Annotated in this window: 13 protein-coding genes; 10 read left to right on the top strand and 3 right to left on the bottom strand. The window is 68.2% G+C overall.

Annotated elements, in window-relative coordinates; all coding sequences use genetic code 11:
* Positions 1–273: 273 nt before the first annotated feature.
* A complete protein-coding gene (locus O3Q52_RS31340) occupies positions 274–1,023 on the bottom strand; it encodes a DUF317 domain-containing protein (RefSeq protein ID WP_269652065.1) in 750 nt (249 codons plus the stop codon).
* A gap of 241 nt (positions 1,024–1,264) precedes the next feature.
* Positions 1,265–2,047, bottom strand: coding sequence for a hypothetical protein (locus O3Q52_RS31335; RefSeq protein ID WP_269652064.1), 783 nt, complete (start codon positions 2,045–2,047; stop codon positions 1,265–1,267).
* Positions 2,048–2,363: 316 nt separating this feature from the next.
* Between O3Q52_RS31335 and O3Q52_RS31330 the strand changes: the two genes are divergently transcribed.
* A complete protein-coding gene (locus O3Q52_RS31330) occupies positions 2,364–3,389 on the top strand; it encodes an NAD-dependent epimerase/dehydratase family protein (RefSeq protein WP_269652063.1) in 1,026 nt (341 codons plus the stop codon).
* Between the two features lie 6 nt (positions 3,390–3,395).
* Here O3Q52_RS31330 and O3Q52_RS31325 read toward each other — a convergent pair whose 3' ends face one another.
* Entirely contained in the window at positions 3,396–4,721 is a 1,326-nt protein-coding gene (locus O3Q52_RS31325) for a DNA-binding protein (protein WP_269652062.1), read from the bottom strand.
* A 526-nt stretch (positions 4,722–5,247) separates the two neighbouring features.
* Between O3Q52_RS31325 and O3Q52_RS31320 the strand changes: the two genes are divergently transcribed.
* The 9 genes from O3Q52_RS31320 to O3Q52_RS31280 all read left to right on the top strand — a co-directional run bounded on the left by O3Q52_RS31320 (position 5,248) and on the right by O3Q52_RS31280 (position 15,901).
* Positions 5,248–5,733, top strand: a complete 486-nt coding sequence (locus O3Q52_RS31320) for an ATP-binding protein (protein WP_269652061.1) — start codon at positions 5,248–5,250, stop codon at positions 5,731–5,733.
* 92 nt (positions 5,734–5,825) lie between these two features.
* Entirely contained in the window at positions 5,826–7,055 is a 1,230-nt protein-coding gene (gene fxlM / locus O3Q52_RS31315; RefSeq protein ID WP_269652060.1) for a methyltransferase, FxLD system, read from the top strand.
* A 62-nt stretch (positions 7,056–7,117) separates the two neighbouring features.
* Positions 7,118–7,309 carry an FxLD family lanthipeptide gene (locus O3Q52_RS31310; RefSeq protein WP_200678509.1) on the top strand — a complete coding sequence of 64 codons (192 nt, stop codon included), beginning with the start codon at positions 7,118–7,120 and terminating at the stop codon, positions 7,307–7,309.
* 78 nt (positions 7,310–7,387) lie between these two features.
* Complete coding sequence (locus O3Q52_RS31305; protein WP_269652059.1) at positions 7,388–7,912, top strand: lantibiotic dehydratase; 525 nt, start codon at positions 7,388–7,390, stop codon at positions 7,910–7,912.
* Positions 7,848–10,427 carry a lantibiotic dehydratase gene (locus O3Q52_RS31300; RefSeq protein ID WP_269652058.1) on the top strand — a complete coding sequence of 860 codons (2,580 nt, stop codon included), beginning with the start codon at positions 7,848–7,850 and terminating at the stop codon, positions 10,425–10,427. The genes O3Q52_RS31305 and O3Q52_RS31300 overlap by 65 nt, the downstream gene beginning before the upstream one ends.
* Positions 10,424–11,572 carry a lanthionine synthetase C family protein gene (locus O3Q52_RS31295; RefSeq protein WP_269652057.1) on the top strand — a complete coding sequence of 383 codons (1,149 nt, stop codon included), beginning with the start codon at positions 10,424–10,426 and terminating at the stop codon, positions 11,570–11,572. The genes O3Q52_RS31300 and O3Q52_RS31295 overlap by 4 nt, the downstream gene beginning before the upstream one ends.
* Positions 11,572–12,576, top strand: coding sequence for a thiopeptide-type bacteriocin biosynthesis protein (locus O3Q52_RS31290; RefSeq protein WP_269652056.1), 1,005 nt, complete (start codon positions 11,572–11,574; stop codon positions 12,574–12,576). Before O3Q52_RS31295 ends, O3Q52_RS31290 begins: the two co-directional genes overlap by 1 nt.
* Before the next feature lie 125 nt (positions 12,577–12,701).
* Entirely contained in the window at positions 12,702–15,149 is a 2,448-nt protein-coding gene (locus O3Q52_RS54235; RefSeq protein WP_332112964.1) for a UvrD-helicase domain-containing protein, read from the top strand.
* A gap of 68 nt (positions 15,150–15,217) precedes the next feature.
* On the top strand, positions 15,218–15,901 hold the full coding sequence (locus O3Q52_RS31280; RefSeq protein WP_269652055.1) for a DUF6009 family protein: 684 nt from the start codon (positions 15,218–15,220) through the stop codon (positions 15,899–15,901).
* Positions 15,902–16,147: the final 246 nt, after the last annotated feature.

Below are 16,147 nucleotides of genomic sequence, written 5' to 3'. Positions count from 1 at the left end.
CGCTCCTCGCGTCCGGTGAACCCGCAGATCACGACGCCATGGACAACCACACCAGACCCGTAACTTCACGGCCTTGGCCTTTAGCTGCAGGAGCAACGCGTAGCTCGCGCGCTGGGCATCACGGAACTCACGATCGGTGCGACGACGCCGCGTGAATATTCGGAACATATGGTCTCCATCTCTCTCGCCTGGCGGGTGCAGCGAACAAACCGCTTAGGGGGAATCGGCGATCGGTGAGAAGCAGTACGACAGGTACTGCCGAGGTACGGGCCCTCAACTACGGCGAACCACCGTGAGCCGGTTCTCGGCGCCCTGGGGCAGGATGCGGCGCGACACCAGGGCCGGAGAGGCCAGGGAGGATGCGAATGCCGCGACCAGGTCATGGGGGACGCTGGCGCTGAAGCTGGCGCACCACAGATATGGGGCGCCTAGAACGGGTTCCGCCCATGCCTGCCACCCCATCAAGTCGGGGCGCGGATTCGCGTCCTGGACAAGCGGTGGCTGCAGTCCCAGGGAGACGGTGGCGGAGAACCCGGGGTCCATGGCGGTGGTGTGGGGGCAGTCGACGTCACGGACCCAGCCCTGAACACCCAGCGCATCAAGGACCGCCGCGGGTCCCTCGTAGCCGATGTCGGGTGTCTCATGGGCGTCGATCGCCACGAGGAGGTCAGCAAGGACCTCGTACGGGAGGCCGACGGTGAAGTAGGCGTTCCACTCCGTCATCACGGACGTGGCGTGCGAGCGGGAGCTCAGATGCCACGCAACAGGCAGGCCGCCCAACTCGAACGGGTAGGCCGCGAGGATCCACTCAGCGCCGCACAGCCCATCCGGACTGACGTACATCAAGGTGTTGCGGGAGGTGGGCCACATGCCCCAGCCGAGGCCGGTCAAGGTGGCCCCGACCTGCTCGGCGAGAATACCGTCGTCACCGGCCAGGTGGCGCGGAGTGACCCAGTACAACGGCTGATGCGAGTCGGGGTGGAGAGAGTCGCTGGAGTGGTGCGGGTACAGGGGCGCCTCCATGGGTTCGGGGGTAGGTGCTCTGGCAGAGCGTTGTACGGTGACATGGTCTGCAGCAGCGCACCAGTCCTATCAGGGGCTTTCCTGTCTGCCCCGAGCGAACTGGTGTCCTTTGTCACCGTAGTTAGCCGACTGCAGCCTCTTGACCTGTGACGACTGGATTTGATGACGACGCAGAGCCCCTGCATTCTCGGCATAGCACCGGGGGCTCCGTGTCGCCGTGGTGTCCTGCCGCCGGTGCCGCCTAGGAGCGTGGCCAGGCGGCCGGGGTGGCTGGCGGCAGCGGGATCTCGTCCAGTCTCAGCCATCGCTCGTGCCCGTCAGTGTCGGGCAGGCGGAACCGGATGTCCCTGCCTTCGTCCGGCTCGTACGCGGTATCCCCGACCGCCCGCAGCAGGGCCCGCAGCCTCGGATAGGGAGCCTGCACCGCCCGTTCATGCACGCCCTCGCCGCGCAAAGCAGCCAGCGCCAGCGAAGCGACGTTCACCCCGGTTCGCCGGTGGCCATCCGCATGAGCCACCACTTCCGGGTGGTCCAGGATGGAGGCCAGTGCTTCCGGCCCGGCGACGGTGTAGGTCAGCACCAGGTCCCCGCGCTGTAGTACTACCTGGGCGCCCGGCTCCATGAGCCCGCCGTCTTGCGTCGCATCCACCGACAAGGCCACCTTGCCGATCATCGGGCCCGCGCCGATCTCACGGACCTCATCAAACTGCTCCACGGTGGCGTCCACGATCCGCCCGGAATCGGGCAGGACCAGCACGCAGTGCCCGTTCCAGGATGTGCCCGTCCAGGACGGTTTCAGCGAGCCGTAGCGGATCCGGTCACCGTTTCTGCTCCGGATCACCAGGTCTACCGGCTGTAGTTCGGCCCGTACCCCCAGCTGCCCGTAGGCGTTCCGCAACGTCAGGCACGCGTCCACGCAGACGTTCGCCGGGACGCTGCCATCAACGATCGACACCCACAGGTGCGGCAACAACAGCTCCACCAACTGGTCCGGCTTCGCGTGCTGCAACAGTGTCGCGGTCATGTCCAAACTCCCCCTCAGCGGCGATCCGCCGCCCGGTAACACCGGACCCGTCGCACGGGAGTGCGGCGCCGAGGGACGGCGCGGTGCCCGCTTCTGGGGCGTGCGGTGCTTCCTGCCTCGCTTCTGCTTCGACATGGTCAGAGCGTAGAGATCCCAACTGACCGAGCGACAGACCGCCTTGCTCATGCCGCTGCGGCAACCACGGGACCAGATCGACCCATCGACTGTCTTCGGTAGCACGCCGACTGGATCCGATGACAACAGACAACTGACGCCCCCTTCTACCTTTGTCCTGCGGGAGGGCAGGATCTTGGGTATGAGGATTCTGGTCTTGGGTGGCACCTGGTTCCTGGGCAAGTACGTCGTCGAAGGAGCGCTGCTCCGTGGCTGGGATGTGACGACGTTCAGTCGCGGCCGGTCCGGTCGGGATGTGCCGGGGGTGCGTGCGGTCCGCGGTGATCGTACGGAGGTCGCGGATCTCAACCGCCTTGCTGCCCAGGGGCCTTGGGACGCCGTGATCGATACGTCGAGTTCCGAGTTTCCGCCGCGCGACGTCCGGCTGGCCGCACAGGCTCTGCGCGATGCCGTAGTCCGGTGGGTGCACGTGTCCACCGTGTCGGTGTACGCGGGGTGGCCGCACCACACGTTGACCGAGGAGTCCGAGGTGCTGGAGTGCCCGTCGGACGCGGACGAGTCCTTCGGTTACACCGGCGCGGACGGGTCGCCCACCAAGTACGGGTTCCAGAAGGCCGGCGGGGAGCGGGCGGTCGCCGAGGTGTTCGGCGATGGGGCGGTGTTCCTGCGGCCGGGAGTCATCCTCGGGCCGGGTGAGTACGTGGGCAGGCTGCCGTGGTGGCTGAACCGGGCCGGCCGGGGTGGACCGGTGCTGGCGCCGGCTCCGGCCGACCGGATCATCCAGCCGGTCGACGTGCGCGATATCGCGGCCTTCGCCCTGGACCAGGCGGCCGCCAGCACCGGCGGCGCCTACAACCTGGCCCATCCGGAAGGGATGGGGTTCGGGGACTTCCTGCTCGCCTGCCTTGCCGTCACCGAGTCGAAGGGGCACCCGGTGTGGGTGGAGCCCGAGGTGCTCATCGAGCACGAGGTTCGGCAGTGGACCGAGTTGCCCCTCTGGCGTACCCACGCCGGCGTGTGGTCGGTGGACGCCGGCAAGGCGGTGGCGGCCGGGCTGCGGTGCCGGCCGCTGACCGAGACGATCACGGATACGTGGGCCTGGTTGCGGGCCGACGGGCGTCCGGTGGATCACCCTCGCTGGGCGGAGCACGGAATCGCCCCGGAAAAGGAGGCCAAGATCCTCGCTGCTGTGGCCTCCGCGTCCTGAGTCGGATCATCCCTCCAGGACGGCCAACGCGCCAGATCCCACGCCCAGTTGGTGCTGAGCGGCGAGGCGGCTGAAGTGTTCCAGGCGCTCGCCCATTTCGTCGGCGAGGGGCGCCCGTCGGAACCGCTCGTCGGTCAATGCGCGGCGGACGCGCGCGGTACGGGTCAACAGACCAGTGGCGCGCTGCTCGCCGGGCACGATCCAGACACGTTCGAGAGCGTCGGCGGCGCCGTCGAGGTCACCGCACAGGAGCCGGGCCGCGGCCAGGTCCGCGGCAGCCCCGCCCACGACGCGTGCGGAGCGGAGGGCCTCGGGCTTGCCTGCCACCAGGTCGAGCGCCGTCCGGGCAGCGGCCTCGGCCTGTTCGCCGTCGCCGAGCAGCAGACAGGTCGAGGCGTTGGACATGGCCAGTCGGTCGTCGGGGAAGCCGAACTCGCCCGCCACGCCGTCATGCAGGTCGTCGATGTGTCCAGGCCCTTCCTGGCGAGAGGCGTTGAGCGCCTGCTGGGCCGAGGCCGCGTCGCCTCGGTGGCCGTGCGCGCGTGCCTCGATGGCCGCCAGGCGACGGTGTGCGACATCGCCTAGCCCGGTGAACATCTGCGCGCGCTGGGCGATCTGGGCCGCTTCGGCGGGCCGACCGGAGAAGTAGGCGATATAGGCGAGGGCACCGCCAGCGAAGGCCCGCAGCGGGGTGAAGCGGGCGGTCTCGCCGTACAGGGCGGCGGCCCGGGCGAGACGGGTGGCGCCGTCGAGCGAGCCGAGGTCGAAGGCTGCGGCGGACAGCAGCGCGCAGGCTTGTCCGGCGATGACCAGCAGGTCCTGCTGCTGGGCGGGTACCTGGGTGCGGTCGCGGTGCTGTTCGGCTTCCTCCCTCAACTTCCGTGCGGTCTGGAGGATTTCGAATGCCGAGAAGGAGTGGTAGCGGCGGGCGAGTTCGGCGACGTCGTCGCGCAACTGGTCGAGTGTGGTGTCGGAGATGGACGCGGAGGCGGCAGCACCGGCCTCGTTGGACGCGTCGCGTGCAGTCATGTCGATCTCGTCTTTCAGGCTGAACGCGGGTGCGGGTGACTCGGCTGAGGGAGGCGCCTGAAACAGGGCAGCGGCGCTGACGCCGAACATCTCCTCCAGTACCCGGCACGCGTCCGGGCCGGGCAGGGTCCGGATGGTGCCCGCGGTCCAACGGCGGAACTGCGCCTCGGAGATCGTCGGGTTCGCGGTGCCCTTCCTGATGACCTTCTCGGCGGTGCGGGTGAAGTGGCCCACGAAGTCGCCGTAGCGCCAGTGACGTTGGGCCACCAGGGCCTTGAGCAGCGTCCTGGGACGTTCATCCATCATCGGCCCCTCTCGGCCAAAGAAGACCACTGACCAACCATCGTCGGCCTTTTGGCCTGCGGCTCCCTCACATTCAGGGGACCCCGGCATACGAGGGAGCCGCAACCGCCTTGGTGCAGACGACACTTCGAAGCTACCCGCGTGACACGTGCGTCACCTGGAAGAGCGGCAGACGCTACCCACTGGGCCGTGGTGACGACATCCGCCCCGGCCTCACTCTTATCGCCGTCACCTAGTGCGAGGACACCATCTCCTGCGACGTACCCGCCGCTGGAGGCGTCTCCGCCCGGATAGTCCGTCTCTTCCCAAGGAGCACCGCCGTGAAGCAGGAAAGCCCCCCACCGGCCCTCCAGGACAGACTGCCGCTCTCCCACCGGACGTGCGGCCAGACCTGGCCCGTGCGGTTGCCCGCGAAGCCATGGACAACTCCGGCCGGTGGAGCACGCGTTCATGCTGCTCTGGGCGCCTTCGACAACAGTACGTCGACGGTACGGCGGGTCCGGGACGCTCTGCGTAGGTGGGCATGATGACGATTCCTCGACAGAGCACGAACGCCGGCCGCGTCCTGAGAGCGATCGCTATCCCGTTGGAGTCCGATCCGCACGCGGCGTCCAAGGCACGTAGGTCGACGCGCGACACCCTGACCTCTTGGGGCCTGGGCAACTTGGCCGACGACATGGTCCTGGTCGTGTCGGAGCTTGTCACGAACGCCGTGCAACACGGCGAGGGCCCCATCGTGATGGTTCTGCAGCAGCGCGACGACACCATCCTGGCCGAGATCGCCGACGCCTCTCCCAGTCTGCCGGTGCCCCGCACCCAGTCCACCGAGGGCGAGTCCGGCCGCGGGTTATCCCTGGTGGAAGCGTTCTCCGACGACTGGGGATGCCGTACGCGACGAAGGCGTGGGGGCAAGTGGGTCTGGTGCAGCCGATCACTGAGCCCCGTGGCTACCTCGCAGGTGGGCCAACCCGCGCCCTCCGAGCTGGCACCCCTCGACGCAACCATCCCCTAGCCCCAGCCGACACAGCCCACATCTCCTCCACGTCGCGACCGGCTCGGCAGAGACAGCCGAGAAAGAGAGAGCTCGTGAATAACGTCCTCGACATGACGCCCCACCAAGAGGAAGCCCCCGCATCCGCTGAGCAATTGCGCGACGCGATGGTCCGAGAACTGATCGAAGTCGACGCCGCCCGTAGCCCGCACGTCGTGGCCGCGTTCCGCAAGGTCCCCCGGCATCTGGCCACCCCCGAACTGGACCTGGCCACGGCCTATCAGACGGAGTTCGCCGCGATCACGAAGAAGGACGCCGACGGTGTGGCCATCAGTTCGGTGTCCGCCGCCCGCATCCAGGCCATGCAGATCGAACAGGCCGACCTGCGGCCCGGTATGCGGGTACTGGAGATCGGCTCCGGCGGCGTCAACGCCGCCTATCTGGCCGAGATCGTCGGCCCCGAGGGCCTCGTCGTCACCGTGGACATCGACCACGACGTCACCGCACGCGCCGAGAAGTTCCTGGCCGAGACCGGCTACGACCAGCGGGTGCGCGTCGTCACCGCCGATGGCGAATACGGCGTGGCCGACCACGCTCCGTACGACCGCGTTCTCGTCACCGTCCAGGCCGCCGACATCCCGCCGGCGTGGACCGAGCAGCTCGTCGACGGCGGCCGCATCGTCGTGCCTCTGCGGATGCGTGGCATGACCCGTACCGTCGCGCTCGTCCGCCACGGCGACCAACTGCTGAGCGAAAGCGTCGAGTTGTGCGGCTTCGTGCCCATGCAAGGCGCTGGCGAGAACCGCGTTCGCCTGGTCCTCCTGCACGACGCCGAAGGCGAAGAAGTGGGCCTGCGTCTGGACGGTCACCCCGAGCCGGACGCCGACGGACTGCGGGCCGCCCTTCGCAGCCCCAGCGTCAAAGCATGGTCCGGAGTGACACTCGCCGGCGACGAGTCCAGCGAGCACCTGGACATGTGGCTGACTACCGCACTGGACAACCTGCCGCTCCTGGCCGCGACCCCGGCCGCCCGCGAGCGCGGCCTGGTTGCCTCGGCCTCGCCGCTCGGGGTCCCCACGCTCGTCGACGGCGACAGCTTCGCCTATCGAACTGTTCGGCGTACCGAAAACCCGGACCGGTTCGAGCTCGGCGCCATCGGCCACGGGCCGCAGGGCCAGAAGGTCGCCGAGCGCCTGGTCGAGGAGATCCAGGTCTGGGACCGCGAGCACCGCAGCAACCGAGCACGGATCGAGATCCACCCGACGGGCGCACCGGACGGGCAGCTTCCCTCGGGCCGCGTCGTCGACCGCCCGCACGCGCGGGTCCTGATCACCTGGCCGTAGAGCTGAGAGCGCCCACCGGCCAGGACAGCAAGGCACATCCCACTCACTCAGGAGGAATCGAGATGGCACCACAGGGCAGCACCACGCTCAAGGCCGCGACGGACTTCACGTCCGGCACCGATACGGACTTCGACCTCGACATCGAGACCATCGCGTCCGCTCCGGTCGTGCCCGGCCTGCTGAACGACACCGGCGACGGCTGCACCTCCACCTGCCAGTCCGCCTGCTCCAACAGCACCTGCATCGGCGGCTGATCAACCGCTGAGGGGCGGGGCCGGGGTCACCGGCCCCGCCCCTCGCCACACAAGACGACGAACGAAGGAGGCATTGCGATGTACGACGCCGTCGACGCGGTTCTGATCAGAGCAGCCGCACGGCCGCCGACTGCCCCACAGCCTCCCTGGCCGGACCTCGCCGGCAACACCTCCGGCGACGTGGAGCGTTGGCGGGAGTGGATCGGCGAGGTCTGGGCGGACGAGGCCATAGTGGCGGCCATCGAGGTCGCCAGCCCTCTGCTGGTCGAGGCCGTGCACGGCGTACTCGACGGCCGTAACCAGCGACCGCGCACCGTCCGGCGCGCTGTCATCTCGCTGATGCGTTACCTGTTGCGGATGCAGCACCGTGCCACGCCCTTCGGTCTGTTCGCCGGCCCCGCGCCCGTACAACTCGGAGACCGCGCCCAGGTGCAATGGGGTACCGATCACAGGACGTCCATCCGAGCGGACGCCGAGTGGCTCACGGAGATCGTCACCGCCCTGGAGCAGAAACACCGACCTGCTGCGGCACCTGCCCGTGATCGCCGATCACACGTGCGTCGTCCGGGGCACCAGAATCGCCGTACCGCACCAACCGGGTAGGGACGGTCCTGCCAAGGTCACCCTGCGCCGCACCCCCGCTGCCGACGCGGTCCTCGAACTCGCCCGCGCGCCGATCACCGTCGAGGACATCGTCGCCAAGCTGCACGCGAGCTACCCCAGCACGCCCACACCGGTGATCGAGGACATGGTTCGGGACCTCGTCGCCCACCGGATCCTCATCACCAGCCTGCGGGCGCCCATGACCTGCGACGACGCACTCGGCCACCTGGTGGCCCAACTCGACTCTTTCAGCACGGATCCCCAGACGGAGACAGCCGGGCACCTCCGCCAGATCCACCAGCTCCTGATCCGCCACAACCACGCTCCGGCCGACGAGCAGCGGACCCTCCGCGCCGAGGCCACGAAGCGCATGACAGCCGCGACCGGCGTGAACGGGCGGACCCTGGTGGTGAATCTGCGGCCCGACTGCGATGTCGTCCTGCCCGCCGAGGTCGCACGGGAAGCAGAACGAGCCCTCCAGGTCATGGCCCGTATCTCGCCCTACCCTGCCGGGCCTCCGGCCTGGCAGGACTACCGCGTCCGCTTCCTGGAGCGCTACAGCATGGGCGCCCTCGTGCCCGTCCGCGACCTCACCGACCCGGACATCGGCCTCGGATTCCCGGCCGGCTACCGCGGTTCCCTCCTCAAACGTCCCGTCCAGGCCACCACCCGCCGGGACGAACACCTCCTCGCCCTCGCCCAGGACGCCGCGATCAATCAGGCACGCGAGATCACGCTGACCGAAGAGGACCTCGCCACGCTCGCCGTCGGCGAGGTCACCCAGGTCCCCGCCCATGTCGAGCTGTGCTTCTCCGTACTCGCCACCTCTCTGAGCGCCCTGAACCAGGGCCGATACACACTGAGCCTCGCGGGCCTCTCCCAGGCAGCGGGCACCACGACCGGCCGGTTCCTGACCCTGCTGGACTCGGCCGACCGCGACCGCATGACGTCCGCGTACGCGTCCCTGCCGACACTCACCGCCGACACGGACCGCGTACAGATGTCCAGTCCGCCGCTCCGGCTGCGCACCCAGAACGTCAGCCGAGCCCCCGCCGTCGTACGCCACGTACTCTCGCTGGGCGAGCACAACTCCGCTGCCACGCTCGGCCTAGACGACCTCGCCGTGACCGCAGACCCCCAGCGCCTCTACCTGGTCTCGCTGTCCACCGGCCGGCTCGCCGAACCGTCGGCGATGAACGCCGTCGAACTCACCAACGCCACACACCCGTTGGTCCGCTTCCTTACCGAAGTGCACCGCTCACACAGCGCGGTACTGGCCCCCTTCGCGTGGGGAGCAGCCGCCCGACTACCGTTCCTGCCCGAGGTCCGCGTCGGCCGCACCATCCTCTCGCCCGCCTGCTGGCGCCTCCGGACGCGTGACCTCGTTCACGACGAACATCCCGACTGGCTACGCCACTTCACCGACTGGCGCTGTCGCTACGGCGTGACCCGTACCGTGTTCCTCGGCTCCGACGACCAGCGTCTCCGCCTCGACCTCGACCACTCCACCCACCAACAGCTCCTGCGCATGGAACTGGAGCGCACCGGCACGGTGACGCTGCACGAGGCGCCCGAGGAGGGGGCGTACGGCTGGCTCGGCCGCGCACACGAGATCACCATGCCGTTTGCCTCCACAGTTGCACCGGCGGTTCACCGCCCCCGAACGACGGCGGTTGTACGGCGCGAAAGCGGCCGTCTGCCAGGCACCTCCGCATGGGCCTACCTGAAGATCTACTGCCACCCCGAACGCACCCCGGAGATCCTCACCACGCACCTGCCCACCCTGTTCCAAGACCAGGCGAGCGGCGAACCGTTGTGGTGGTACACGCGCTACAGCGATCCGGAAACCCATCTACGCCTACGGCTCCGACTGCCGAACCCGGACGCCTTCGGCACCACCGCGCAGCGCGTCGGAGCCTGGGCGGCGGAACTCCGCAACGATGGGCTGATCCGCCGCATCCAGTGGGACACCGACGAACCGGAGACCGGCCGCTACGGCACTGGCGACACCCTCGCCGTCGCCGAACGCACCTTCGCCGCCGACTCCACCGCCGCGATCGCCCAACTGATGCTCGGCCTGCCTCCGCGTATGCAACCAGCAGTCACCGCCGCGAGCTTCGTGGACATCGCCGCCGCCTTCACCAACAGCCAGGCGGCCGGGAACCGCTGGCTGACCGAGCACCTGCTCAAGGGAGAGGGCGAGATGCCTTCGCGCGATCTCCAAGCACAGGCCGTTCAACTGACCACCCCGGACAGCAACTTCGCCGCACTACGAGCTTTGCCCGGCGGCGACCAGGTCGTCGCCGCCTGGGACCACCGCCGCGATTCGCTGAGGACATACCGGACCGCGCTCGCCGACCACGGCGCCGAGCCGACGGACGTCCTGCCCTCCCTGCTGCACATGCACCACAACCGGGCAGCCGGCATCGATCCCGACAGCGAGGCCACCTGCCGCCGCCTCGCCCGCACCGCCGCGCTGTCCTGGAACGCGCGCATCGAAGGAGCACCGCGGTGACCACCACCGTCACACCCATCGCCGAACAGGACACCGCCTTCCGGCAGTCGCTCGCCCACGGCGCCCTCGGCATCGCCCTGCTCCACATCGAGCACGCCCGCCACGGCGATGGATCGTGGCAGGACGTCCACGGCCAACTCGCCGCCGTCGGCCCGCTGTTCGACGGAAACACAGCGGGACTGTTTCTCGGCGCACCCGCGATGACGTACGTCCTGCATCTGGCCGCCGCCAGCAGCAACCAGTACGTCGGCGCCCTGAACGCCCTCGACCGGATCGTGACCACCCACACCCGCCGCCGACTGAAAGCAGCCCACACCCGCATCGACCACGGCCAACCCACCAGCTTCGCCGAGTACGACCTACTGCGCGGCCTCACCGGCCTCGGCACCCTTCTCCTGCGTCGTACCCCCGACGGTGCAGAGATCCAAGCCGTCCTGAAATACCTCGTGCGCCTGACCGAGCCGCTCCCCGGCCCCAACGGGCGCCCCCGGCCCGGCTGGTGGGTGGGCCACAGCCCCGTCAACCTCGGGACCCCCACGCCCGGCGGCCACGCCAACGCCGGGCTGGCCCACGGCATTACCGGACCCCTGGCTCTCCTCGCACTCGCCCACCTGCGCGGCATCACCGTGCCCGGCCACCAGGAGGCGATGCTCCGCATCTGCCGCTGGCTGGACCGGATACGCGTCAGCGACCACCGAGGAACCCGCTGGCCACGCTGGATCACCGATACCAGCGCGAGCCCCGCGCACCCAGCGGCGCCCTCCTGGTGCTACGGCACTCCCGGCCTCGCCCGCGCCCAGCAACTCGCCGCCCTCGCCCTGGGTGACACAGACCGCCAGCGCATGGCCGAACGAGCGCTCCTGTACTGCCTGTCCGATCCCATCCAACTCGATCACCTCACCGACCGCGGTCTGTGTCACGGTGTCGGCGGCCTCCTACGTACCGTCCAACGCGTCGCCATGGACGCCGACGAACCACACCTCTTCACCAACCACCTGCCCCAGCTCACACACCGCTTCCTTTCTGTAGGTCCTCCCACAGAGGCCGGGTTCCTCGAAGGCGCAGCCGGCACGGACCTCGCCTTCCAAGACACCGAAGCGGACACACCCGTCGGCGACTGGGACGCCTGCCTGCTCCTCATCTGATGTCCGCCGCTGAAGAGTTCTGGATGGATCCGCCGCACGACAACAGCGCCGTCGAGCAGGCCATCCTGGCCGTCCTCACCGGCACCCCGATCGCAGAAGCCGCCGCCCAATTGCACTCGTCCACGGATCTCCTCACGGAGGCCGCCGCGCGGTACCGCGCGGCGGGACGAGCCGCCCTCGACACACAACCCGAACTGCCCCAAGGGCACCAGGTGAACATCGAGTTCACCGACTACTCGACTGCCGAGCGCGCCTTCGGCGCCTACCTCCTACCGCTCTTGCGTCAAGAGAGGGAGACCGGGACGCTCGTCGCGTGGTGGTTCGTCCGCAAGCACCCCTGCTGGCGCCTCCGCATTACCCCCGGCCCGGCCACCACCATCGACGGTGTGACGAAGCCGATCAGCACGGCCCTCGACAACGCGGTCTCGCGAGGCGTGGTCATGCGCTGGTGGCCGTCGCTGTACGAGCCGGAAACAACTGCCTTCGGAGGTCCGATCGGCATGGACATCGCCCACGGCCTGTTTCACACGGACAGCACCGGCGTCCTTGACTACCTCCGCCGCGACAACACAGACGACCGCGGACTTCTCGATCCTAAGGCAACCTCGCTCCTCGTCATCAGCCTCTTCCTCCGCGCCGCCCACCAGGAATGGAGCGAGCAGGGCGATGTCTGGGCACGCGTCGAAGCAGCGCGCCCCCTCCCCGACAACGTCCCTGTCGAGCGTGTCACCGCCATGACCGGCGCAATGCACCGACTCCTCACAATCGATGCCGTGCCCGCCCTCACGGCCGGTGGTCCGCTCGCCCCTATGGCCGAATGGATCGCCGGATTTAAACGCGGCGGCCGTGCCCTCGGCCACTGCGGACGGGAAGGACAACTCGCCCTCGGAACACGCAGCATCCTGGCCCGGCACATCCTCTTCCACTGGAACCGCATGGGCTTCACCACCCGCCAGCAGGCCATCTGGGCACGCGCGGCAAGAGAGACGATCCTCCGAAATTGACCGCGCGCTCCCCGACACACGTCGCTACCCCGCTTGGCTATTGACCTCCATCCACAGGACACACCACCGAGCACTGAACGTAAGACCATATTGACGGTTGGTCACGAGAGAGGGCAGCCTGCGGGATGCGGTACATGAGGCCGCACTTCCCAGAGAGGACTCCTGTGGCCATTGCGCCAACCCAAGAGCAGCAGGCCGCCCGCGAGTTATTCGCCTCGGGCCGGGATCTGGCCTTGGTCGCTGGGGCCGGAACCGGCAAGACTTCCACGCTGATCCTGATGGGCGCCGCCACACGTAAACGTGGGCTGTACGTCGCCTTCAACCGGTCGATCGCCGACGACGCGCGCGGACGTTTCGGGCCGAACGTGGAATGCCGCACCGCGCATTCCCTCGCCTTCCAGGCAGTGGGGCATCACTATCGTGAGCGCCTCAACAACTCGGCACGCATCCCCGCCAAGTACACCGCCCAGATGCTGGGCATCGCCCGCGACTTGGATGTCAATTCCCGCCGTATCAAAGTCAATCACCAGGCACGCCTCGTGATGGGCATGATCCGGAGGTTCTGCTACACGACCGACCGACAGGTCATGGCCCGCCACATGGAGTGGGTCAACGGCCTCGACGACCAAGCGCAGGAGTTCCTCGCGCGCACTCTGCTGCCCTATGCGCATCGAGCCTGGCAGGACATCTGCTCCGTCTCGGGCAAGCTGCGGTTCGAGCACGATCACTACATGAAGTTGTGGGCGATGACCGAGCCGGTGCTGCCCACCGACTTCGTCTTGCTGGACGAGGCCCAGGACACCAACCCCGTCCTGGAGGAGGTCTTCCTCGCCCAGGAGGCACAGCGAATCTGCGTCGGCGACCCGGCCCAGCAGATCTACGGATGGCGCAGCGCGCGGGACGTGATGACCGGCTTTCCGGCCGATCACCTCCACCTCACCCAGTCCTTCCGCTTCGGGCCTGCGATCGCCACGGTGGCCAACCGCTGGCTCAGGCACGCCGAGTCCGAGATGCAGCTCACCGGGCACGGCCCCAGCGCCTCCCGCATCGACAAACTGGCAAACCCGGACGCGGTGTTGTGCAGGGGCAACGCCGACGCCATGCAAGAGGTCCTGGCCTTCCTGGAGCTGGGCATCCCAGTGGCGCTGACCGGCGGCGGCAGTGCACTCCACCGCATCGCGGAAGCCGCTATGGAGTTGAAGGCCGGAAAGCGCACCAGTCATCCCGAGCTGTTCCTGTTCAGCTCCTGGGGCGAGGTGCAGGAGTACGCCGAGCAGGACAAGGCCGCCCAGGACCTCAAAGCCATCGTGCAGCTGGTGGACACCTACGGTCCTGACCAGATCATCTCCGCGGTGGACCAGCTCTCCCCCGAGCAGGACGCGAAGGTCACCGTGTCCACCGCCCACAAGGCCAAGGGCCGTGAGTGGTCTTCAGTCCGGATCGGCAAGGGCTTCATGGCTCCCTCTGTCGACGACGACGGCCTACAGCGTCCGCTGAACTCCAGCGAGGCCCGCCTGATCTACGTCGCGGTCACCCGCGCCCGCCACCAGTTGGACATCGACGGGATCACCTGGATCGATGCGTACGAGACCTCCATGGCCGGCGCAGGCCAGGACGGCACCGTGGCCGGGCGACCGATGATCGAGCTGAGCCTGACCGGCCAGTTGAAGTACGACACCTCGCCCATCTCGGAGTTCATGGCGCACCGCCTCCCATACAGCGAAACCCTGGTGCGCGACTACCTGGGCCGCATCGCTCGCCTTCCGCAACCCGTCCAGCCCATCGACGTACAGCATCCGAACTGGTCGGCACTCGGCCACGCCATCGACTACCGACTGCGTCTGTCGCTCGGTGGACGGCTCGGGCCCGCTGTGACCCTTGGCGTCTGGGCCCTTGACGGCGCTGAGTCTCTTCGCGGGGCCCCCGGGCCGGAGAGCCGGAAGGCCCTGCACGCTGCGGGACAGCAGCTTCTGGCCGCCGTCGACGCCTACCTCGCCGCCCCGGGAAGCATGGACGACGACGTACTCACCCGGCTGTGCTTTGTCGCCGGGTTCTTCGAGGACATCGCCCGCACCGGTCAGATCCGCCGATTCAGCATGCTCGCCGGGGCCACCCCCGCGACCAACCTGGACGACCTCACAGGTGCTGTCCCCACATACGTACTCGACGACATCAGCCAGCAGATGCAGCTCACCACCAGTCCCTTCGCCAGCTTCCGCAGTCTGCCGCCCAAGGCCCGCGTCTGCGGCCCTGTGTTCACCGGCAGTCGCGACATCGGAGGAGCCGACGCCGACTACATCCTCGACGGCCTCCTGCTGGACTGCAAAGCCACCAAAGACCCTCGCCGCCTGGGCCGCGACGAGATTTACCAGATCGCCGGATACCTGCTCCTCGACTACGACGACCAGTACGGCATCGACCACGTCGGCCTCTACCTTTCCCGCCAGGGCGGCCTGATCACGTGGGAGGTCGGTGAGTTTCTCCGACGGCTCGGCGGCGACGCTCCGCTCCGACAGTTGCGTGACCAGTTCCGCCGGCATCTACGCGCCGCAGGCGGGAGCCACAAGCCGTAACACCGCGGTCCCTCACCATCCCAACCGTGTCTTCACGGCACGTCAGCAGGTACTCGGAAAGGATCCATATGAGCAAGGACCCAACAGACATCCAGCACGAGGAACGCATCGTCTGGACAGAAGACATCGACGGTTTCGACTACGTGCGCGAGACCCTCATCACCGAGGCCGGCACACGGGCACGTCCAGTTCCTTGGCACGGAGCTGGTCGTCGAGTCGGATACTCGACCCTCAAGCGTGACGCCCCGAGCAACGAGTCGCCTGGCCAGTTCACCAGACGAATCTTCTGGATCAAGGAGCATGACCGCTCCGAAAGCCCTGGCGGCGTGTACAAGACCGCCATGCCCAGCGAGGGCGTGGACCCCAGCACCGTCGCCCCCCGCGTCTGGGGTGAAGTCACAGAACGGGCCTGGGGCGGTCCGCTGCTTGCCCCATCGGACACCTCAACGCCCGCTGCTCGGCAAGAAGCGCAAGCGAACCGCCCGCCCTCGCCGGACCGGCCCGGACCGTCGCGGCCAGCAGCACCCTCCTTCAAGGAGACTCGCGCTGTTGAGCAGGGTGTGACGAAAGCCTTCGCCGACTGGCTCTACCTACACGAAGTGAGCGTGCCGGAAACCCTCGGGGCCGCGGTCAGCGAGGAGTTCAAGCGCTGGCTGTGGGCCAACAGCCAAGAGCTGATATCAGCCATCGCCGACGCCGTGGCCCGGCAGACCACGCTCCCGGAGCAGCCGCCCTCCACGCACGAGCAATGAGGGAACCAGCAATGGTCGACTGAGTTGGCGGCCAGACAGAACGCTCGGATCCGTGGTTGCAGTTCTGGTTGCATTCACCGGCGTACAGCACCGTTCACAAGGCCCACCAGCCACTGCTGCCCCGCAGGTCAGAACGCCCCCGCACACCCCAGAACCCCCAGACGAACATTTGGAAAGCGTGTTGGGGGCAACCCCTCACGAGTTCGAATCTCGTATCCTCCGCCAGTGCCTCACCGGGCACGATGT

The organism is Streptomyces sp. ActVer, assembly GCF_027270795.1.
Lineage (GTDB): Bacteria > Actinomycetota > Actinomycetes > Streptomycetales > Streptomycetaceae > Streptomyces > Streptomyces umbrinus_A.
Note: the sequence above shows the minus strand (reverse complement) of the source record. Positions and strands in the feature narration are given on the sequence as shown.